Source organism: Streptomyces sp. NPDC043952, from assembly GCF_056435325.1.
In genome coordinates, this window is record NZ_JBWKES010000021.1 from 37261 (window position 1) to 55608 (window position 18348).

Sequence of the window (18348 nt, forward strand, 5' to 3'; positions counted from 1 at the left end):
AGCTGAGCCTCTTACCAGGTCACGGGGAGTTCCAGCATCCCCTGGATCGTGTCGCCGGGTTTGAACGGGATCTCCTCGGCGGGTGCCGCCAGCTTCAGTCCCGGCAGCCGGGCGAGCAGCGTGCCGAGGGCGATCTCCAGCTCCGCGCGGGCCAGGTTCTGGCCCAGGCACTGGTGGATGCCGAACCCGAACGCCACGTGGTGCCGGGTGGGCCGGTGGAAGTCCAGGACGTCGGGGTCCGCGTACTGGCCCGGATCCCGGTTGATCACCGAGGTCGAGAAGAAGACGCCCTCACCGGCCCGGATGGTGGTGCCGTCGATCTCGATGTCCTCCAGCGCCACCCGCGCCAGCCCGTCGACGATGGACAGCACCCGCATCAGCTCCTCGACGGCCGCGGGCAGCAGCGCCGGATCGGCGCGCAGCTCGGCCAGCCGGCCAGGGTTCTGCAGCAGGGTGAAGGTGCCGAGGGAGATCATGTTGGCGGTGGTCTCATGGCCCGCGACCAGCAGGATCACCGCGAGCGAGACGAGGTCGGCGCGCTCCAGGGTGCCCTGGGCGAGCTGCTGGTGGACGAGGTCGTCGAGGACTCCGTCGCCGGGCTCGGACTGCCGGGCCTTGGCGTCGACGAGATTGCCGAGATACTCCTCCAGGCGGTCGCGGGCGCCCTGGCTGTCCGCCGCGGTGGGGCCGCGCAGCAGCCGGCGGGACTGCTCCTCGAAGAACTCGTGGTCGGCGTAGGGCACGCCGAGCAGATCGCAGATCACCATCGACGGCACGGGCAGCGCGAAGGCGGAGACCAGCTCGGCGGGCGGGCCCTGCTCGATCATCGCGTCCAGCAGTCCGTCCACGATCCGCTGGATGCCGGGCCGCAGCCCGCCGGCGCGTTTGACGGTGAACGACGGGATCATCATCCGCCGCTGCCGCTGGTGCTCGGGGTCGTCCTGGCCGAGCAGCGCCACCCGGCGGTCGCGGACCCCCTCGAAGCGGGGGGAGATGGCGGGGAACTCGGCGCGGCGGCGGTCGCTGGACAGCCGGGGGTCGGCGAGCAGGGCGCGGGCGGCGGCGTGCCCGGTGACCATCCAGATCTCGCGCCCGTCGTACAGGGTCACGCGGGCCAGGGGCCGCTGCTCGCGCAGCGGCGCGTATCCGGTCGGCGGGTGGTAGGGACAGGAACGGTCCTGCGGGAAGGCGACGGGGTCGGCCGGGGTCGCCGGGCCGGTGATGTCCGTCAGTTCCGTCATGGAAAGACCTCGCAGACGAAGAGGTGCGTCGTGCCGATCTTCATTAGATGCCTCAGGCACCTATGGGTCGATGACAAGTTCGGCCACTTCAAGGATCCTCCCGATCCGTCCGGATCGGGAGGTGCGAGGGTCCGTTTCCGGCCAGACGGCGCAACCGCCGCTCAGCGAGTCCCGGCGTCCCCCTCGTGCGGGGCGAAGGCGCGGGCCACGGCGAGGCTGTCCTCGTACACGTGGTGGCGTACGACGAGGCCGTCGCGGACGGTGAGGTGCAGGGCGAACCGGGCGGTGTAGGAGCGGCCGGTCGGTGCGGCCGTCTGCCGTATGACGCCGAGGACGACCGCGTCCTCGCCGTCGGCCAGGACGTGCTCGACGGCGGTGTCCGCCTTCTCCGGGACGTGGTGGGCGGCCAGCTCCCGGAAGTGGTCGGCGGCGTCGGCGCGGGTGGCGCGGTGCCGGATCCACGGGGTCTGCGGGCGGCCGTGTTCCTCCTCGGGCCAGTCCAGCCGCCAGTCGCAGTCCTCGGCGTACAGCTCGGCGATCCGCTCCGGGTCGCCCGCGCCGATCCTGGCGAGCAGTTCGCGGACCGTGGCGCGGGTGGCGGCGGCGGGGTCGTACGTCATGGCGGGCGCTCCCTGGGGTCGGTGCCGGTATCGGACGGCGACCACTGTGCCAAGAGCGGTGGGGGTGACGCGATGACCTCGGGGGTAATGATCGCTGCGGTGCGGGGAAGCACCGTACGGATGAGGCATGCGGCCGCCGGTGGGAGAACCGGCGCGCGCATGCGCGGGAACGACGAAGGGGACGGATCCATGCCTCTCGAGGGTGAGTACGAGCCGAGCCCGGAGCAGTGGGTGCGCGATCAGGTGGAGCTGTACGAGAGTTCCGGTGGGACCAAAGGCAACACCCTGCTCGACACGGGGCTGCCGGTCATCATCCTGACGACCCGCGGCGCGAAAAGCGGGAAGATCCGCAAGACGCCGCTGATGCGGGTGGCGCACGACGGCAGGTACGCGGTGGTCGCCTCGCAGGGCGGCGCGCCGAAGCATCCGGTGTGGTACTTCAACATCAAGGCCGATCCGCACGTCGAGCTGCAGGACGGGCCGGTCAAGCAGGACATGCGGGCGCGTGAGGTCACCGGCGCCGAGAAGGCCGAGTGGTGGGAGCGGGCGGTCGCCGCGTTCCCGCCGTACGCGGAGTACCAGCGCAAGACCGACCGGGAGATCCCGGTGTTCGTGCTGGAGCCGGCCGAGGGCAGCTGACCGGTCCGGGCGCCCGCGCCTGCCGGAGAATTCCTCGCCCGGCAGGTGTGAACCGGCTTCAGGGCGGGCAGTCGTGCCGTCAGGCCCCGCCGCGTTCCCCCGTCGCGGCGGGGCTCTGTCGTGCCTCGCCGTCCGGGCGGTCGGTGACGTCGAGGAAGATCTGGTCGGCGGCCGGGAACGTCGCGGCCAGCGAGCGCTTGATGCGGTCGGCGACCTCCTCGACGCGTTCGCTGTCCAGTCCCGGCGCGAGGTCGATCCGGGCGGCCACCAAGGTGGAGTCGAGACCCAGTTTCATGGTGAACAGCGCCTCCACGCTGTCGATCTCCGGCTGCGCCCGCAGCAGCGCGCGGATACGGCCGCTCAGCTCCGGGTCGGCGGACTGCCCGATGAGCTGGTCGCGGGCCTCACGGCCCAGCCGGTAGGCGACGTAGACCAGCAGCACGCCGATGGCGAGCGAGGCGGACGCCTCCCAGGCGACCTGCCCGGTGACCAGGTGCAGGGCCATCCCGGCGATCGCCAGCAGCACGCCGAGCACCGCCGTGCCGTCCTCGGCGACCACCGTGCGCAGCGCCGGGTCGCGCAGCGCCGCCCGGCCGCCCCGGCGGCGCACCTGGTGCAGGGCGCGCAGCAGCGAGCCGCCCTCGGCGAGCAGCGCCACACCCAGCACGATCAGGCCCGCCACATAGCCGCGGGTCGTCTCCTGCGTGCCCTGGCGCAGCGCCTCGATGCCCTGGAAGAAGGAGAAGCAGCCGCCCATCACGAAGATCCCGACGGCGGCGAGCAGGGACCAGAAGAAGCGTTCCTTGCCGTACCCGAAGGGGTGCCGCGCGTCGGCGGGGCGGCGGCTGCGGCGCAGGGCGGCCAGCAGGAACACCTCGTTGAAGGCGTCGGCGACCGAGTGCGCGGCCTCCGACAGCAGCGCGGGCGAGCCCGAGAGGGCACCGCCGGCGGCCTTGGCGGCGGCGATCAGCAGATTGGCGCCGAGGGCGACGAGGACGGTGACGCGGGTACGGCGGTCGGTGGCCCGCGTACGCCGGGCGCGGGCCTTGAGACGGCGTTCGGTGGGCCCGTCGGCGGGGGCGGTGCCCGCCGGGGCGGCCTGGTGCTCCTGTCGCTTCGGTGTTGTTCCGCTCACGGAGGCCGACTGCCCGGAGGAGGGGGAATCACACCGTGCGGGCGCCCGGAAACGGGGAAGTCGGTGCTGCGACGGAGAAGTCGGTGCTCCGGGGCGCGGCGGCGAGCGTCCGGGCCCCGGCGGCGAGGAGGAGTCATGGGCGGTGACGGCAACCGCGCCTACGGTCACCGGAGGTTCAGCCGGTCGCGCAGCCATTTCCGGGACCGGATCACGGCGGACGGGCGGGACGGCTGGCCGGTGGCGGCCGGGCGCTACCGGCTGGTGGTGTCGCGCGCGTGTCCCTGGGCGAGCCGAGCGGTGATCTCCCGCCGGCTGCTGGGGCTGGAGAAGGCGCTGTCGATGGCGGTCGCCGACCCGATCCAGGACGACCGCAGCTGGCGGTTCACCCTGGATCCGGACGGCCGGGACCCGGTGCTCGGCATCCGCTACCTCGCCGAGGCGTACGACCGCCGGGAGACCGGCTATCCGGGCGGGGTGAGCGTGCCCGCGGTGGTGGAGGTGGCGAGCGGGAAGCTGGTCACCAACGACTACCAGCAGCTCACCCTGGACCTCGCCACCGAGTGGACGGACCTGCACCGCGAGGGCGCCCCCGACCTGTATCCGGCGGCCCGGCGGGACGAGATCGACACGGTGATGGCCGAGGTGTACGAGGACGTCAACAACGGCGTGTACCGGGCCGGGTTCGCCACCCACCAGAAGGAGTACGAGGAGGCGTGCGCGGGCGTCTTCCGGCGGCTGGAAACGATCGCCCAACGGCTGGCCGGGCAGCGGTATCTGGTCGGCGACACCCTCACGGAAGCGGACATCCGGCTGTTCACCACGCTGGTCCGGTTCGACCCGGTCTACCACGGCCACTTCAAGTGCAACCGCTGGAAGCTGGCGGAGGACCCGGTGCTGTGGGCGTACGCCCGTGACCTGTTCCAGACGCCGGGATTCGGGGACACGGTCGACTTCGACCACATCAAGCGGCACTACTACCAGGTGCACACCGGGATCAACCCGACCGGCATCGTGCCGCTCGGCCCGGATCTCGCGTCCTGGCTGAGTCCGCACCACCGCGAGGACCTGGGCGGCCGCCCGTTCGGCGACGGCACACCGCCGGGCCCGGTGCCGCCGGGCGAAGAGGTGGCGCCCGCGGGCCGCCCGGTATGAGAACGCCCTGACGAGGAAGGTGTCATCCATGTCCAAGTCGAAGAAGAACAAGCTCCCCTTCGTCTACCAGCCGATCGGTTTCGTGCTCAGCTGGGCGAGCGGCGCGGTCGCCAGCCTCGCGTTCAAGCAGGCGTGGAAGGCGATACGGCACGAGGACGACGCGCCCACCGCCCTGGACGAGGACCGCCGGCTGCGCGACATCCTGCTGGCCGCCGCCATCCAGGGCGCGATCTTCGCGGTGGTGCGCAGTGCCGTGGACCGGACCGGTGCCAAGGCCATCGCGCACTCCACGGGGGTGTGGCCGGTGGCCGAGGACAAGGACGACAAGGAAGACAAGGCGGCGAAGGGCGGCAAGCGCGGCCGGCGCTGAGGACGGCCGCCCGGCCTCAGTCCGGTAGCAGCCAGCGCCCGTCGCGCATCAGGTCCCGGCCGGGCAGTTCGTTCGCCTCGCGCCACGCCTGGATCCGCTCGGGGACGACCCGGAAGTACAGACAGCGGGCGGCGAGCCGCCGGGGGTCGAAGCCGGTCTTGCCGGCGAAGACCTCGGCGTCCTCCTCCGGCAGCTCCTCCGGCGTCACCGCCTGCACACTGCCGTCCACGAGGACGACGTCACGGGTCGATCCGATGCCGAGCCGGACCCGGCCGCTGTCGACCAGGTTGCGGCCGGTGGGGCTGTCGGCCGGGGTGGCGAGCAGCAGCAGGGCGCCGTCCCAGACGAACGACAGCGGCACCAGGTAGGGGGCACCGCCGTCGGGCCCGGCCGTGGCCACCCAGGCGTCCTCGTCGTGGTCCAGCCGGTGCAGAGTGTCCTTCTTGCGCTGCTCGGCGGTGCGGGCGGGCGGCGGGGTCATCGTGTTCGGCCTCCTGTGCGTGCGCTCCGGGACGCGGATGCGCTCCAGTGTGGCGGCCGGGACCGGGCACGCGTACGAGGTTCGGCGGCGCGTCTTGGGACGGCGCCCGGACGCGGCCCGCCCCAGGCAGTTGTATCCGGTGTCGTACCCGTCGGCGGGCAGGGCGCCGTCCGCCACCGGGCGCGGCGGGGTCGGCTGGGAGATCATGGGCAGGTGACCACCATGCGAGCCATCGGCCAGGACGTCCTCGGCGGTCCCGAGGTGCTGCGGGAAGTACGGCTGGAGCGGCCCGAGCCGCGGCCGAACGAGGTGCTGGTCCGGGTGCGGGCCGCCGGTGTGAACCCCACCGACTGGAAGCACCGGGCCACCGGCGGGTTCCTCGGCGAGCCCCCGTTCGTGCTCGGCTGGGACGTCTCCGGGGAGGTCGCCGGAACCGGGGTCGGCGTGGCCGAGTTCCGGCCCGGCGACGAGGTGTTCGGCATGCTGCCCTACCCCTTCGGGCACGGCTCGCACGCCGAGTACGTGATCGCCCCCGCCCGCGCCCTGTGGCACAAGCCCGCCTCGGTCGACCACACCCAGGCGGGCGCGCTGCCGCTGGTGTCGCTGACCGCCTGGCAGGCGCTGACCGAGCGGGCCGGCGTACGGCAGGGGCAGCGGGTGCTGATCCATGCGGCGGCGGGCGGGGTCGGCCATGTGGCCGTGCAGATCGCCAAGGCGCACGGCGCGTACGTGCTCGGCACGGCGAGCGCGGCCAAGCACGGCTTCCTGCGCGAGACCGGGGTGGACGAGCCGGTCGACTACCGCTCCACCGATGTCGCCCGGACGATCCGGGACGTGGATGTCGTCCTGGACACCGTCGGTGGCGAGACGGCCCTGCGCTCCCTGCGGGTGCTGCGGCCCGGCGGCATCCTGGTGTCGATCCTGCCGGTGGGCTCCCGCGAACTGTACGACGAGGCCGAGCGGCTCGGCGTACGGGCGGTACGGATGCTGGTGGACGCCGACCGGGCCGGAATGCGGTCGGTCGCGGAACTGGTGGAGTCGGGGAAGCTCAGGGCGACGATCGCCGGGACGTACCCGCTGGCCGATGCCGCGAAGGCGCACGAACAGGGGGAGACCGGGCACACCACGGGGAAGCTGGTGCTGCTGGCCGACTGAACGGCCCGCGGACACGCGCCAAATCCGAAGACATATGTCAATCGAACATGCTCAAATTCCTTCCATCGTGGGTAACTTGACGGTCGGAGATCCGACGTCCGGGCGCGGGTGGGAGGTGGTGCCGAGGTGCGACGGGAACCCGTGTCCCTCACCCGGCATCTGCGCGTGTACACATACCGGGCGCATACCGTCCTGGAGTTCCGGGGCGAGATCGACCTCGTCGCGGCGGCTGAGATCCGCCCGCTCCTGGACCGGGTGACCGGCCGGCCCGGCGCCCGGATCGTGCTCGATCTGCGGCCGGTGGAGTTCTTCGACTGCTCGGGGCTGCGCCTGCTCTACCGGGCGCGGGCCCGCGCCCTCGGGCACGGCGGGCAGGTGCACCTGGTGTGCACCCACCCGCTGGTCCTGCGCGTGCTGCGGGTGACGGGTCTGTCCCGGCTGCTGCCGCCGCACGCCACGGCGGACGCGGCCCTGGCGGCGGCCGGGGCGGCGTCCGGTTCGCGGTGACGAGAGGTTTCCGGGAGCGGCTCAGGTCTCCCCGAACAGGGCGCTGACGGACTCCCCGTCATGGATGCGCCGCATCGCCTCGGCGAGGGCCGGGGCGATGGACAGGACGCGCAGTTTGCCGGTCTGCTCGTCGGCGGGGATCGGCACGGTGTTGGTGCAGACGATCTCCAGCACGTCCGGCTGCTCGCCGATCCGCCTGAGCGCACCGGCCGCGAACAGCCCGTGCGTGCACGCCACCCGGATCGAGCGGGGCCCCAACTCGCGCAGTCGGTCGAGGAGTTCGAGCACGGTGCTGCCCTTGGCGATCTCGTCGTCCAGCACGATGACGTCCCGCCCGGCGATCTCGCCGATGACGGAGCTGATGGTCACCCGGTCGTCCGCGTAGCGCTGCTTGGCGCCGGCCGCCACCTGCGCGCCGATGCGGCGGGCGAAGGCGGCGGCCTCCTTGGCGTTGCCGAGGTCCGGGGAGACCACCGTGGTGCGCGACAGGTCGTACTGCCCGAAGTGCGCGGCCAGTTCGCGCAGCGCGTGCAGATGGTCCACCGGCACCGAGAAGAAGCCGTGCACCTGCGGGGAGTGCAGGGTCATGGCGAGCACCCGGCTCGCGCCCGCGGCCACCATCAGGTCGGCCACGAGCCGGCCGCCGATGGAGATGCGGGGCGCGTCCTTCTTGTCGGAGCGCGCGTAGGAATAGTGCGGCATGACGACGGTGATCCGGGAGGCGGAGGCGCCCCGCGCCGCGTCGCACATCAGCAGCAGCTCCACCAGGTGTTCCTGCACCGGTTTGACCAGCGGCTGGATCAGGAAGACGTCCCGTTCCCGGCAGTTGGCCTGGAGCTGCACCTCCAGGCAGTCGTTGGCGAACCTGCTGATCCGGGTCGGGCTCAGCGGCACCCCGAGATGCGCGCAGACCTCTTCGGCCAGTTCGGGATGGGCACTGCCGCTGAAGACGGCGATGTCGCGCACGGTCTGCTCCTCGCGTGATCATTCCGGGCTGCCGCGCTCATGCTACTGGCCCGTTCCGCAGCGGTAGAGCGTCCGGGCGGTCCGTCCGGGCGCCCCGGACGCGGCGGGGGTGTCCGTGCCGCCGTAGGCCGAGGCCGGGACCTTGGCGCAGGTGGCCGTCACCCAGTCGGTGATCTGGGTCGCCGTGGTCGGCCCGGCGGCGGTGTTCCCGGTACCGGCCGCGAGGGGGCCGAGACCGGCGGGGCCGCCCGCGAGCACGTACCGCACCTGCCCGGTGGCCACCAGCCGCTGGAAGTCGCCGCGGGTCGGGAAGGGCACCTTGCCGCTGAACCCGCCGAGCGGCAGGACGTCGGCGCCGGCGGCCAGGATGTAGGGGGACGCCGCGTTCCAGCTGGTGGTGGCGAACACGTAGCGGGCGCCGCCCTGGTGGGCGCGGGTGTAGGCGAGGAGGCGGCGCTCGTCGGGGGCGAGGGTGCCGTCGGAGGCGATGCCGGCCCGCGCGGCGAAGGCGGAGGCGGCGCTCGTACGGCCGGCGGCGGGCGCACCGGCGGCCCCCGGCCCCGAACTGCCCTTGCTCCGCTCGCGGTTGGGGGTGGTCGGGCCCACCGAGCCCATGCCCGAGGTGCCGTACGCCGGGTTGAAGACCTGCACCGCCCACGCGCTCGGCGCGAGCAGCACGGCCGCCAGGGAGGCGGCGAGGGCGGCGAGCGCCAACCGGCCTGTGCCGCGCGGCCGTTCGGGCCGGGTGAGGGCCAGCAGGACGACGGCGGTGAGGCCGAGCGCGCCGACGGCGGGCGCCAGCCACGGCAGGAAGGAAGCGGCGAACCGGTCGGCGAGGCACGCGCTCCACACCGTGGTCGCCGCCACCGCGCCCGGCAGGGCCCAGGCGCGCGGGCCCCCGGAGCGGTGGGCGCGCCACAGCAGCACCGTCCCGGCGCCGGTGAGCGCGGCGAGCGGCACCGCGATCACGCCCATGTAGTAGGTGTGCGGGCCGACGCTGCCGGCGCTGAACACCAGGAAGTACGTGGCGAGCCAGGTGCCCCACAGCAGGAACCCGGCGCGCGAGGTGTCGGTGCGCGGCCGCCCCCGCCGCCAGAGCAGACCGCAGGCGACGGCCAGGGCGGCGAACGGGTAGAACCAGCCGGTCTGGGCGGCGAGGGTGGTCCCGAACATCTTCGCCCACCCGTTCTCCCCGCCGCCGAAGCCGCCCGCCGTGGCCAGGGAAGAGGCACCGGCGCCGGCCCCCGCGCCCCGCCGACCGGACGCCCCCGGCGCCCCCGGCCGGTCGAACGACCCTCGCGCCTTTGCGCCCTGCCGCCCGGACGACCCCCGCGCCTCCGCGCCCTGCGACCCGGACGTCCCGTGCGTGTCCGCCGTGCCGCGTACCGCCCCCGGCCCGGCCGCGCCCCGCACCCCGGCGCCCCGGTGGCCGCCGCCCTGCGTCGCGCTCACGCTCCCGGTGGAGGCCGCGCTGATGCCGAGCGAGCCGAAGCGGTTCAGGAAGTTGTAGCCGACGACCATGCTGAACGCGGAGTTGTTGGTGGTGCCGTCGACGTACGGGCGGTCCTTGGCCGGTACGAGGGTCACCGCGAGCATCCAGGAGGCCGAGACGGCGGTCGTCACCAGGGCGGCCAGGCCGAGGTGGGCGATCCTGCGGCGCAGCGCGAGCGGGGCGGAGACCAGGTACACCAGGGCGAGGGCGGGCAGCACGGCCCAGGCTTCCAGCATCTTGGCCTGGAAGGCGGCGCCCACCCAGAACCCGGCCAGCAGCAGCGGGCAAAGCCGGCCCGCGCGCGCGGCACGCTGGGTGGCCTCGGCGGCCAGCAGCAGGCACAGGGTGAACGCCGGGTCCTCCACCGAGGTGCGGAACAGGCCGACGGCGACCGGGGTCACCAGGAACGCGGCGGCGGCGAGGAGCGCCGCGTGCGTCCCGGCCCAGCGGTGCACCAGGCGGTACAGCACCAGCAGGCTCGCCACGCCCTCCAGGACCTGGGGCAGCGTCAGGGTCCAGGGGTGGAAGCCGAGGAGGCGCGCGGACAGGGCCTGCGGCCACAGGAATCCCGGTGCTTTGTCGAGCGTGATGGAATTCGCGGGGTCGAAAGAGCCGTAGAAGAACGCCTTCCAGCTGCCGGTCATGCTGCGGGCCGCGTCGGCGTAGAAGGTGTGGTACTGGCTGTGCGTGATGCCCCAGGAATAGAGCACGGCGGCGAGCACGGTGAGGACCAGCAGGGCCGGACGGGCGTACGGGGGCTCGCCCACCGGGGTTTTCCATGGTGCGCGGCGGCCGGCGCCGGTGACGGCGGCCGTGTCGAGAACGTTCGTTGCCATGCCCGGAATTTTTGGTCATGCCGCGGGCCCGGCACGCCGTGCCGGGCCCTCTTCAAGGAAACTCTCATCGCGAACAGAGCAATTCTTTGATCGCACGATACGGAATTTGCTCCGGTAAAGCGGAGTCATTACCCGCGCCCGCCGACCGCCCGTCGCCCGCCGACCGCCCGTCAGCCGCCGAGGACCCCCGGCAGGGCCAGCGCCGCCAGCAGGGTCGTGCCCAGCAGCAGCCAGGCGACGTAGTCGCCGACGTGCCCGGACTGGAGGCGTCGCAGGGGGATCACCCACGCGGGGGCGGCCGGGCGGTGCCCGCGGGTGACGGCGGCGGTGGCGAGGGCCACGGCGAGGGCGGCGGAGACCAGGCCGAGCAGCACGCCGTGCGGGGTCCAGGCGGCCGAGGCGTGGGCGCCGCCCGAGCCCGCCTCGTTGACCGAGCGGGCCACGAGGTCGCCGAAGCCGGGGACGGTGCCCACGGCGAGCGCCGCCGCGAGGAGCACGGCCGAGACCGTCGTCATCGTGTCGGGGATCCGGCCGAGCAGCCCGGACGACTCGGGCTCCTCCGCCGAGCCGCTGGTCTCGTACGCGTCGGTGTCCTCGGGCGGCGGTCCCAGGCCGAGGAACACCCGCGCGGCGACCCGCAGCACCGCGCCCGCCGTGACCGCGGACACGAGCACGTACACCACCGTCAGCGGCCCGCCGACCGCCTCCTCGCTGACCGCCTTGCCGAGCCCGGTGCCGAAGGGCGGCAGCCCCGCGAGAGCGAGCCCGCCGAGGGCGAACAGGATGCCGGTCGCCCGCAGTTCACGCGCCCGGCCGTGCAGCTCGTGCTCGTCCACGCTGCCGAACCGGTCGAGCAGCGCGCCCGCGCAGGCGAACAGGGCGGCCTTCGCCCCGGCGTGCCCGAGGATGTACAGCGCGGCGCCGTCGTCGCCCTCGGGGGTGAGGACGCCGACGGCCACCAGGAACAGGCCGGTGTGCGCGATCGTGGAGAAGGCGAGCAGCCGTTTGATGTGCCGCTGGTACCAGCACATGACGGCGCCGGTCACGGCCGTCAGCACGCCGAGGGTGACCAGGGCGCGGGTCAGGTCGGCGGCCGGGATGCCGCCGGGGCCGGCGAAGACGGTGCCGTAGACCCGCCAGACGCCGTACACGCCGAGTTCGACCATCACGCCGGACAGCAGCATGCACACCGGGGTGGGCGCGACCGCGTGGGCGTCGGGGAGCCAGAAGTGGAAGGGTACGGTGGCCGCCTTCACCAGCAGCCCGGTCAGCACCAGCACGAACGCGGCGAGGACCAGCGCGTCGGGGCCGCCGTGCCCGCCGGTGCTCTCCAGGCCCCGGCCGATCTTCGCCATCGACAGCTCGCCGGTCCTGGCGTACAGCAGGCCGATGCCGGTCAGCATGGCGTACGCGCCGAGCGAGTTGACGACGCCGAAGGTCAGCGCGCCCTGTACGGCCTTGGCCTCGTCGATGCGGAAGCCGGTCAGCGCGTACGCCACCACGCTCATCAGCTCGAAGAACACGAAGGCGTTGAACAGGTCGCCGGCGAGGGCGAAGCCGCACATGGCGCCCTGGAAGACCAGCATCAGCGCGGGGAACGAGCCGGCGTGGCCGCGCGGCGGCTCGTCGAAGTAGCGCCAGGAGTAGGCGAGCGCGGCGAGGGTGAGCAGCGAGACGAGCAACGCCATGCCGAGCGAGGGGCCGTCCCCGATCACCTCGATGCCGGCGCTCTCCCCGCCGACGGGCAGCCAGCCGCCGACCCATTCGACCATCGGGGGCGAGGAGTCCAGCAGCAGGACGAGGGCGAGCGCGGCCGTCGCGGCGCAGGCGGCCAGGCCGGTCAGCTCGGCGGCGGGGCGCGGCAGCCGGCGCCCGGCGGCGGCCAGCAGGGCGGCCCCGAGCAGCGGCACCGCGACGAGGAGCGGGAGCAGGTGGTGCATCAGCCGCGCAGCTCCCGCAGTTCGTCGGGGTCGAGGGTGCCGTGCCGTTTGACGATCTGGAGCACCAGGGCGAGCAGCAGCGCGGTGACGGTGGCGCCGACCACGATGTCGGTGAGGGTGAGGGCCTGCACCACCGGGTCGACCAGCGGCCGGGAGCCGGGCTTGATGTCCGAGAAGACGGGTGCGGTGCCGCCGGACCGGTAGCCGACGGCCAGCAGCAGGATGTAGGTGGACACCTGGCACACCGAGAGGCAGCCGACGGCGTGGATCAGATTGCGGCTGGTGGCGAGGCCGTAGCAGCCCGTCAGGAAGACGTAGGCGGCGACCAGGTACGGCAGGACCTGCATGAGGGCGCTCATCCCGCGTTCTCCTCCTCGATCTCGACGGCCTGGTCGAGGAAGTTGGCGAGCAGGACGACGACCGCGCTCGCCACCTCCATGCCGACGGCCGCGTTCAGCAGCGGGACGCTGCCGCCGGAGGACAGCGTGTTGAACGTGCCGTACGGCAGCAGCGTGTTGGCGAGGAACGCGGTCCCGGCCAGCACCCCGGCGAGGCCCAGCACCAGGTAGGCGCAGACGGACAGGGCGTCGGTGGCCTCGAAGACGCCGAGCGGGCGGACGCGTTCGAGCGCGCGGTAGTCGGCGCCCAGGTACAGCAGGTGCAGGGCGGTCGCGGCGACCACGCCGCCCTGGAAGCCGCCGCCGGGGCTGAGCTGGCCGTGGGCGATGACGTACAGGCCGCAGACCAGGGCGACGGGGACGACGAGGAGGGCGTAGCGCCGTACCGGCAGGGCGACTTCGGCCGGCTCGGGCCGCTCGCGGTGTTCGTCGCGGGCCTGGCGCAGCAGCACCACGCAGCCGAGGACGGCGGCGAACAGGATGCTCATCTCGCCGAGGGTGTCGTAGGCGCGCTGGTCGAAGTTGACGGAGGCGATGGTGTTGGCGGTGTGCCGGGCGAGGGAGGCGCGCACGGCGCGGGTGCCGTAGGGGTGCGAGCGGCCGCCGAATCCGGGCAGGTCCAGGCAGGCGGCGGTCAGCAGGGCGGCGAGGCCCGCGCCGCCCGCGGCCAGCAGCCACAGCCGCAGCCGGCGGGTCACCGCGCGCCGTCCCGGTCCCGGCCGCGGCGCCGGATCTTGCGCACCGACAGCATGATCAGCAGCGGGGTGAGGGCGGCCCCGACGGCGAGCTGGGACAGGCCGACGTCGGGCGCCTGGAGCACGGTGAACAGCACGGCGAGGAGCACCCCGAGCACGGACAGCACCAGCGCCTGCCGGGAGGGGTCGCGCTGGGCGACGGCGGCGGTCGCGGCGGCGGCGACGAGCAGCAGGGCCACGAGGATCAGGGCATCGGTCATACGGCACCTCCGGTGCGCGGCAGCGGCGTCGCCGCGCACCCGCTGCCGCCGTCCCGCGCCGGGTCAGCCACCCCGCACCCCCCGGAAGGCGCCCGACAGGGCGCGGGAGGCGATCAGGTTGCCGCCGATCAGCAGCGCCCCGATCACCAGCAGCTTCACCATGGCCCGGCCGGGTCCGGTGGCCGCGCACACCGCGATCACCACCACGGCGCCCACGGCGGCCACCGCGTAGGTGAGCCCCCAGGCGCTGGGCCGCTGCCCCTCCAGTTCCTCGTGCAGCAGCCGGGCGAACACCAGGGTGCCGACGGGGCCGAGGAGGGCAAGCAGCAGGGCGAGGTCCACGTAGGCGGGCCGGCCGTACCCCTGGGCGAGCAGCAGCAGGGCCGGGCACAGGGCGGCGGCGGTGAGGTTCTGGGCGACGACGCGGCGGGCGGTCGGGCCGGTGGTCACGCCCCACAGGGCGGCCGCCCCTCCCCCGCCGAGTTCGACGGTCGCCGCGAGGATCCAGCCGTTCACCGCCAGCTCACCGCCCGCCGGCCGGCCCGTGCCAGCAGCGCGCCGGCGGCGGCGACGCTCGCCCCCACGATCCGCTCCAGGGTGTCGACGGTGGTGATCAGCACCAGCCAGAGCAGGGCCAACGCGCCCCACCAGAGCAGGAGTTCAGCGAGGGCGCGGAGGACCGCGCGGGGTGTCGTACGCCGCATCCACCGCCTCCTCGTTCCGTCCCGTTCACGGCTTTTTCCCGGTTCGCGGCGGTGTGTCCGCCGCGCCGCTCGGTGCATCCAAGCACCGCCGGAGCCCTGGCGGGGCGGCGGCACGCGGGTCCGCGGGCGGAGTGCCCCGGAGGCGTGAACGGAAACCGGCGGGGTGTGCCGTCCCCTCAACAGCAGGTCCGGACCAGCCTCTTGACGCCCCCTTATCTCACTCCTTAAATCAAGAGGCAGCACTCCATCCGCAAGCCTTCCGAATGCCTTCCGACTGGCTCCCGAAAGCCTGCCGGAGGTCTTTCCGGGGCCTCCCCCCACCGATCGGAGAGCCATGGCCTCCCCCCGTCTGCTCCGCAGATGCCTGTTCGCCGCCCTGTCCGCCGCGCTGGTCGGCGCGGCAGCCACCGGCCCCGCGCACGCGCACCCCGCCGACCGGATCGCCCCCGCCGCGGCCGTGACCACCTTCTCGGACACCTTCGACGGGCCCGCGGGCTCGCCGGTCGACTCCTCGAAGTGGACCCATGAGACGGGCGACAACGTCAACAACCACGAGCGGGAGTACTACACCTCGGGCACGAACAACGCGGCCCTGGACGGCCAGGGCCACCTGGTGATCACGGCGAAGAAGGAGAACCCGGCCGGATACCAGTGCTGGTACGGCAGTTGCCAGTACACCTCGGCGCGGCTGAACACGGCCGGGAAGTTCAACGCCCGGTACGGGCATGTCGAGGCGCGGATGAAGATCCCGCGGGGGCAGGGCATGTGGCCCGCGTTCTGGATGCTCGGCACGCCGGTGAACTGGCCCGACTCGGGCGAGATCGACGTGATGGAGAACGTCGGCTTTGAGCCGTCCACCGTGCACGGCACCATCCACGGGCCCGGCTACTCCGGCTCGGGCGGCATCGGCGCCGCCTACACCCTGCCGAACGGCCAGGCCTTCGCGGACGGCTTCCACACCTTCGCCGTGGACTGGGCACCGGACTCGATCACCTGGTCGGTGGACGGCACCGTCTACGAGCGGCGCACGCCGGCCGACCTGAACGGCAAGACCTGGGTCTACAACGACCGGCCGTTCTTCCTGATCCTGAACCTCGCGGTCGGCGGCTACTGGCCCGGCGACCCGGACAGCAGCACCCAGTTCCCGGCGCAGCTGGTGGTGGACTCGGTCTCCGTCACGACCAGCGACAGCGCGGCGGGGCTGCCGATCCGGGGGCTGGCCGGCAAGTGCGTGGACGTGGCCGGCGCGAACTCCGCGAACGGCACCCCGGTCCAGCTCTACGACTGCAACGGCACCGCCGCCCAGTCCTGGACGGTCGGCTCGGACGGCACGATACGGGCGCTCGGCAAGTGCCTCGACGTGACGGACCAGGGCACGGCGGACGGCTCGACCGTCCAGCTGTGGGACTGCACCGGCGGCGCCAACCAGAAGTGGACCGTCACGGGTGCGCACGACATCGTCAACCCGCAGGCCGACAAGTGCCTCGACGTCACCGGGAACAACTCGGCCGACGGGACCCGGTTGCAGATCTGGACCTGCACGGGCGGCGCCAACCAGAAGTGGACGGTCGGCTGAGCCGTCGGCTCAGTGCAGCGTCCAGGTGTACTTGTCGCCGCCGACCCAGCGGACCACGTCCGGATCGTCGAGGTCGTGGACGGTGATCCCGTAGGCGGCGGCGACCTCCAGCACGTCGGTGACGTTCCGGGCCGCGCCGATCACCTCGCCGTCGATCTCCATGATCCGGAAGGGCGGCTCACCCGGCTTCCCCGGGCACACCCCCAGCACCATGATGCGCGGCTGGGAGATGTGGGGCGCTGCTTGTTCGGTCATGCAATTCAGGTTAGGACGGAACGTCCGCACGTGGTCGTTCGTACGGTTCCCCGTGCCCGTTCCCGGCGCCGGTGTGAGCCTTGGTCGTATGGAACCCGTCGCCGCCCTGGAGCGGATCGCCTTCCTGCTGGAGCGGGCGCTGGCGCCCAGTTACCGGGTGCGGGCGTTCCGCACGGCCGCCCGCGCGGTGGACGCGCTCCCGCCCGGCGAGGTGGCCGCACGGGCGGCGGACGGAACCCTGGAGACCCTGAAGGGGGTCGGGCCGAAGACGGCGCAGGTGGTGCGGGAGGCGCTGGACGGCGAGGTGCCGGGGTATCTGCGCAAGCTGGAGGCGGAGCACGAGGATTCCGCCCGTGAGGGGCCCGGAGCCGCGCTCCGGGCGCTGCTGCGGGGGGACTGCCACACCCACTCGGACTGGTCCGACGGGGGCAGCCCGATCGAGGAGATGGGTCGGGCGGCGGCGGCGCTCGGCCACGAGTGGACCGTCCTCACCGACCATTCGCCCCGGCTGACCGTGGCCCGCGGCCTCTCCCCCGAGCGGCTGCGCGAGCAGTTGGACGCGGTCGCGGAGCTGAACGCGCGCTGGGCGCCGTTCCGGCTGCTCACCGGCATCGAGTGCGACATCCTCGACGACGGCTCCCTGGACCAGGAACCGGAGCTGCTGGAGCGGCTCGACCTGGTCGTCGTGTCCGTGCACTCCAAGCTGCGGATGGACGCCCGCGCCATGACCCGCCGCATGGTGGCCGCCGTACGCGATCCGCACGCCGACGTCCTCGGGCACTGCACCGGGCGCCTGGTCACCGGCCGGGGCCGCCCTCAGTCGCAGTTCGACGCGGACGAGGTGTTCGCCGCCTGCACCGAGTCCGGCACCGCCGTGGAGATCAACAGCCGCCCGGAACGGCTGGACCCGCCCCGCCGGCTGCTGCGCCGGGCCGTGGCCGCGGGCACCCTCTTCGCCATCGACACCGACGCGCACGCGCCCGGCCAGCTGGACTGGCAGATCCTGGGCTGTGCCCGTGCCGAGGAGTGCGGGGTGCCGGCCGGGCGTGTGGTCACCACCTGGTCCGCGGACGAGTTGCTGGACTGGACCCGCGAGGGGCGGGTGCCGGCGCGCGTGGCGGGCGCCTGACGTGGTACCCGGAGCCGGAGCGCACGAGCGAGAGAGAGGCCCGGATGGAGCAGCGTGCCGCCGTCTTCGACGTCGACGGAACCCTCGTCGACACCAATCATCTGCACGTGGTCACCTGGTGGGAGGCGTTCCGGCAGGCCGGTCACACCGTGCCCATGCACGCGGTGCACCGGGCCGTCGGCCTCGGCTCCCCGGACCTGATCGCGCACCTGCTGGGCGAGGACCGCGACCGGGAGCAGGACGCGCAGCTCAGCGCGGCGCACAAGGCGCTGTACGGGCAGTACTTCGACCGGCTCCCCGCCCTGCCGGGCGCCGGTGAGCTGCTGCGACGGCTGCACCGGGACGGCTGGACGGTGGTCCTCGCCACTTCCGCGAGCGGTCCGGAGCTGGGCGCGCTGCGCCGGGCGATCGACGCGGACGACGCGATCAAGGCCACCGCCAGCAGCGACGACGTGCAGGAGGGCAAGCCCGCCCCGGAGCCGGTGGAGCACGCGCTGGAGCTGGCCGGGGTGCCGGCCGAACGGGCGGTGTTCGTCGGGGACACGGTGTGGGACATGCGGGCCGGCGCGAAGGCCGGGGTGCGCTGCCTGGGCGTGCTGTGCGGCGGGATCCCGCGGGCCGATCTGACGGAGGCCGGCGCGGAGGCCGTCTACGCGGACCCCGCCGATCTGCTCGCCCGCCTCGGCGAGACCCCGCTGGGCTGAGCGTTCCGGGTGTGGCGCAGGTCACGGGCGGGGGGCGGAACAGGGGGTGCCGGTCGGCCGTTGAACCAGCCGTGGGTACGGACGGGACAGTGT

At 73.5% G+C, this 18348-nt stretch carries 21 protein-coding genes; 8 read left to right on the top strand and 13 right to left on the bottom strand.

Going from position 1 to position 18348, the window contains the following annotated elements; translation table 11 throughout:
- Window positions 1–11: 11 nt before the first annotated feature.
- Both AC069R_RS23115 and AC069R_RS23120 read right to left on the bottom strand, forming a co-directional pair.
- Window positions 12–1241, bottom strand: coding sequence for a cytochrome P450 (locus AC069R_RS23115; RefSeq protein WP_478768699.1), 1230 nt, complete (start codon window positions 1239–1241; stop codon window positions 12–14).
- A gap of 161 nt (window positions 1242–1402) precedes the next feature.
- On the bottom strand, window positions 1403–1861 hold the full coding sequence (locus AC069R_RS23120; RefSeq protein WP_478768700.1) for a nuclear transport factor 2 family protein: 459 nt from the start codon (window positions 1859–1861) through the stop codon (window positions 1403–1405).
- A 189-nt stretch (window positions 1862–2050) separates the two neighbouring features.
- Here AC069R_RS23120 and AC069R_RS23125 point away from each other — a divergent pair, with 189 nt between their 5' ends.
- Window positions 2051–2500 (top strand): nitroreductase family deazaflavin-dependent oxidoreductase, encoded by a 450-nt coding sequence (locus AC069R_RS23125; RefSeq protein WP_478768701.1) that lies wholly within the window; start codon window positions 2051–2053, stop codon window positions 2498–2500.
- Window positions 2501–2579: 79 nt separating this feature from the next.
- On the opposite strand, the gene AC069R_RS23130 is transcribed toward AC069R_RS23125, so the two are convergent.
- Complete coding sequence (locus AC069R_RS23130) at window positions 2580–3635, bottom strand: cation diffusion facilitator family transporter (protein ID WP_478768702.1); 1056 nt, start codon at window positions 3633–3635, stop codon at window positions 2580–2582.
- A gap of 135 nt (window positions 3636–3770) precedes the next feature.
- Here AC069R_RS23130 and AC069R_RS23135 point away from each other — a divergent pair, with 135 nt between their 5' ends.
- Complete coding sequence (locus AC069R_RS23135) at window positions 3771–4787, top strand: glutathione S-transferase family protein (protein ID WP_478768703.1); 1017 nt, start codon at window positions 3771–3773, stop codon at window positions 4785–4787.
- Window positions 4788–4815: 28 nt separating this feature from the next.
- The gene (locus AC069R_RS23140; protein WP_478768704.1) at window positions 4816–5157 is read left to right on the top strand and encodes a DUF4235 domain-containing protein; all 342 of its coding nucleotides are present in this window, start codon (window positions 4816–4818) and stop codon (window positions 5155–5157) included.
- Window positions 5158–5173: 16 nt separating this feature from the next.
- Here AC069R_RS23140 and AC069R_RS23145 read toward each other — a convergent pair whose 3' ends face one another.
- Window positions 5174–5638 carry a pyridoxamine 5'-phosphate oxidase family protein gene (locus AC069R_RS23145; RefSeq protein WP_478768761.1) on the bottom strand — a complete coding sequence of 155 codons (465 nt, stop codon included), beginning with the start codon at window positions 5636–5638 and terminating at the stop codon, window positions 5174–5176.
- A gap of 222 nt (window positions 5639–5860) precedes the next feature.
- On the opposite strand from AC069R_RS23145, the gene AC069R_RS23150 reads away from it, so the two are divergent.
- Both AC069R_RS23150 and AC069R_RS23155 read left to right on the top strand, forming a co-directional pair.
- Window positions 5861–6793, top strand: coding sequence for an NADP-dependent oxidoreductase (locus AC069R_RS23150; protein WP_478768762.1), 933 nt, complete (start codon window positions 5861–5863; stop codon window positions 6791–6793).
- 126 nt (window positions 6794–6919) lie between these two features.
- Window positions 6920–7300, top strand: a complete 381-nt coding sequence (locus tag AC069R_RS23155) for an anti-sigma factor antagonist (RefSeq protein WP_478768705.1) — start codon at window positions 6920–6922, stop codon at window positions 7298–7300.
- A 21-nt stretch (window positions 7301–7321) separates the two neighbouring features.
- On the opposite strand, the gene AC069R_RS23160 is transcribed toward AC069R_RS23155, so the two are convergent.
- The 8 genes from AC069R_RS23160 to AC069R_RS23195 all read right to left on the bottom strand — a co-directional run bounded on the left by AC069R_RS23160 (window position 7322) and on the right by AC069R_RS23195 (window position 14591).
- Window positions 7322–8266 carry a ribose-phosphate diphosphokinase gene (locus AC069R_RS23160; RefSeq protein WP_478768706.1) on the bottom strand — a complete coding sequence of 315 codons (945 nt, stop codon included), beginning with the start codon at window positions 8264–8266 and terminating at the stop codon, window positions 7322–7324.
- 42 nt (window positions 8267–8308) lie between these two features.
- On the bottom strand, window positions 8309–10594 hold the full coding sequence (locus tag AC069R_RS23165) for a mannosyltransferase YkcB-related protein (RefSeq protein WP_478768707.1): 2286 nt from the start codon (window positions 10592–10594) through the stop codon (window positions 8309–8311).
- A 170-nt stretch (window positions 10595–10764) separates the two neighbouring features.
- A complete protein-coding gene (locus AC069R_RS23170; RefSeq protein WP_478768708.1) occupies window positions 10765–12534 on the bottom strand; it encodes a complex I subunit 5 family protein in 1770 nt (589 codons plus the stop codon).
- The gene (locus AC069R_RS23175; RefSeq protein ID WP_471057814.1) at window positions 12534–12881 is read right to left on the bottom strand and encodes a sodium:proton antiporter; all 348 of its coding nucleotides are present in this window, start codon (window positions 12879–12881) and stop codon (window positions 12534–12536) included. Before AC069R_RS23175 ends, AC069R_RS23170 begins: the two co-directional genes overlap by 1 nt.
- A gap of 8 nt (window positions 12882–12889) precedes the next feature.
- Window positions 12890–13630, bottom strand: coding sequence for an MnhB domain-containing protein (locus AC069R_RS23180; RefSeq protein WP_478768709.1), 741 nt, complete (start codon window positions 13628–13630; stop codon window positions 12890–12892).
- On the bottom strand, window positions 13627–13887 hold the full coding sequence (locus tag AC069R_RS23185) for a hydrogenase subunit MbhD domain-containing protein (protein ID WP_478768710.1): 261 nt from the start codon (window positions 13885–13887) through the stop codon (window positions 13627–13629). Before AC069R_RS23185 ends, AC069R_RS23180 begins: the two co-directional genes overlap by 4 nt.
- A gap of 63 nt (window positions 13888–13950) precedes the next feature.
- A complete protein-coding gene (locus AC069R_RS23190; protein ID WP_478768711.1) occupies window positions 13951–14403 on the bottom strand; it encodes a monovalent cation/H+ antiporter complex subunit F in 453 nt (150 codons plus the stop codon).
- Window positions 14400–14591, bottom strand: a complete 192-nt coding sequence (locus AC069R_RS23195; RefSeq protein WP_478768712.1) for a hypothetical protein — start codon at window positions 14589–14591, stop codon at window positions 14400–14402. The genes AC069R_RS23190 and AC069R_RS23195 overlap by 4 nt, the downstream gene beginning before the upstream one ends.
- A gap of 334 nt (window positions 14592–14925) precedes the next feature.
- On the opposite strand from AC069R_RS23195, the gene AC069R_RS23200 reads away from it, so the two are divergent.
- Window positions 14926–16167 carry a ricin-type beta-trefoil lectin domain protein gene (locus AC069R_RS23200; RefSeq protein WP_478768713.1) on the top strand — a complete coding sequence of 414 codons (1242 nt, stop codon included), beginning with the start codon at window positions 14926–14928 and terminating at the stop codon, window positions 16165–16167.
- 9 nt (window positions 16168–16176) lie between these two features.
- Here AC069R_RS23200 and AC069R_RS23205 read toward each other — a convergent pair whose 3' ends face one another.
- Window positions 16177–16422: a hypothetical protein gene (locus tag AC069R_RS23205; protein ID WP_478768714.1), complete on the bottom strand. Its 246-nt coding sequence runs from the start codon at window positions 16420–16422 to the stop codon at window positions 16177–16179.
- A gap of 88 nt (window positions 16423–16510) precedes the next feature.
- On the opposite strand from AC069R_RS23205, the gene AC069R_RS23210 reads away from it, so the two are divergent.
- Window positions 16511–17551, top strand: a complete 1041-nt coding sequence (locus AC069R_RS23210; RefSeq protein ID WP_478768715.1) for a PHP domain-containing protein — start codon at window positions 16511–16513, stop codon at window positions 17549–17551.
- A gap of 44 nt (window positions 17552–17595) precedes the next feature.
- Window positions 17596–18255, top strand: a complete 660-nt coding sequence (locus AC069R_RS23215; RefSeq protein WP_478768716.1) for an HAD family hydrolase — start codon at window positions 17596–17598, stop codon at window positions 18253–18255.
- The last annotated feature ends 93 nt before the right edge of the window (window positions 18256–18348 follow it).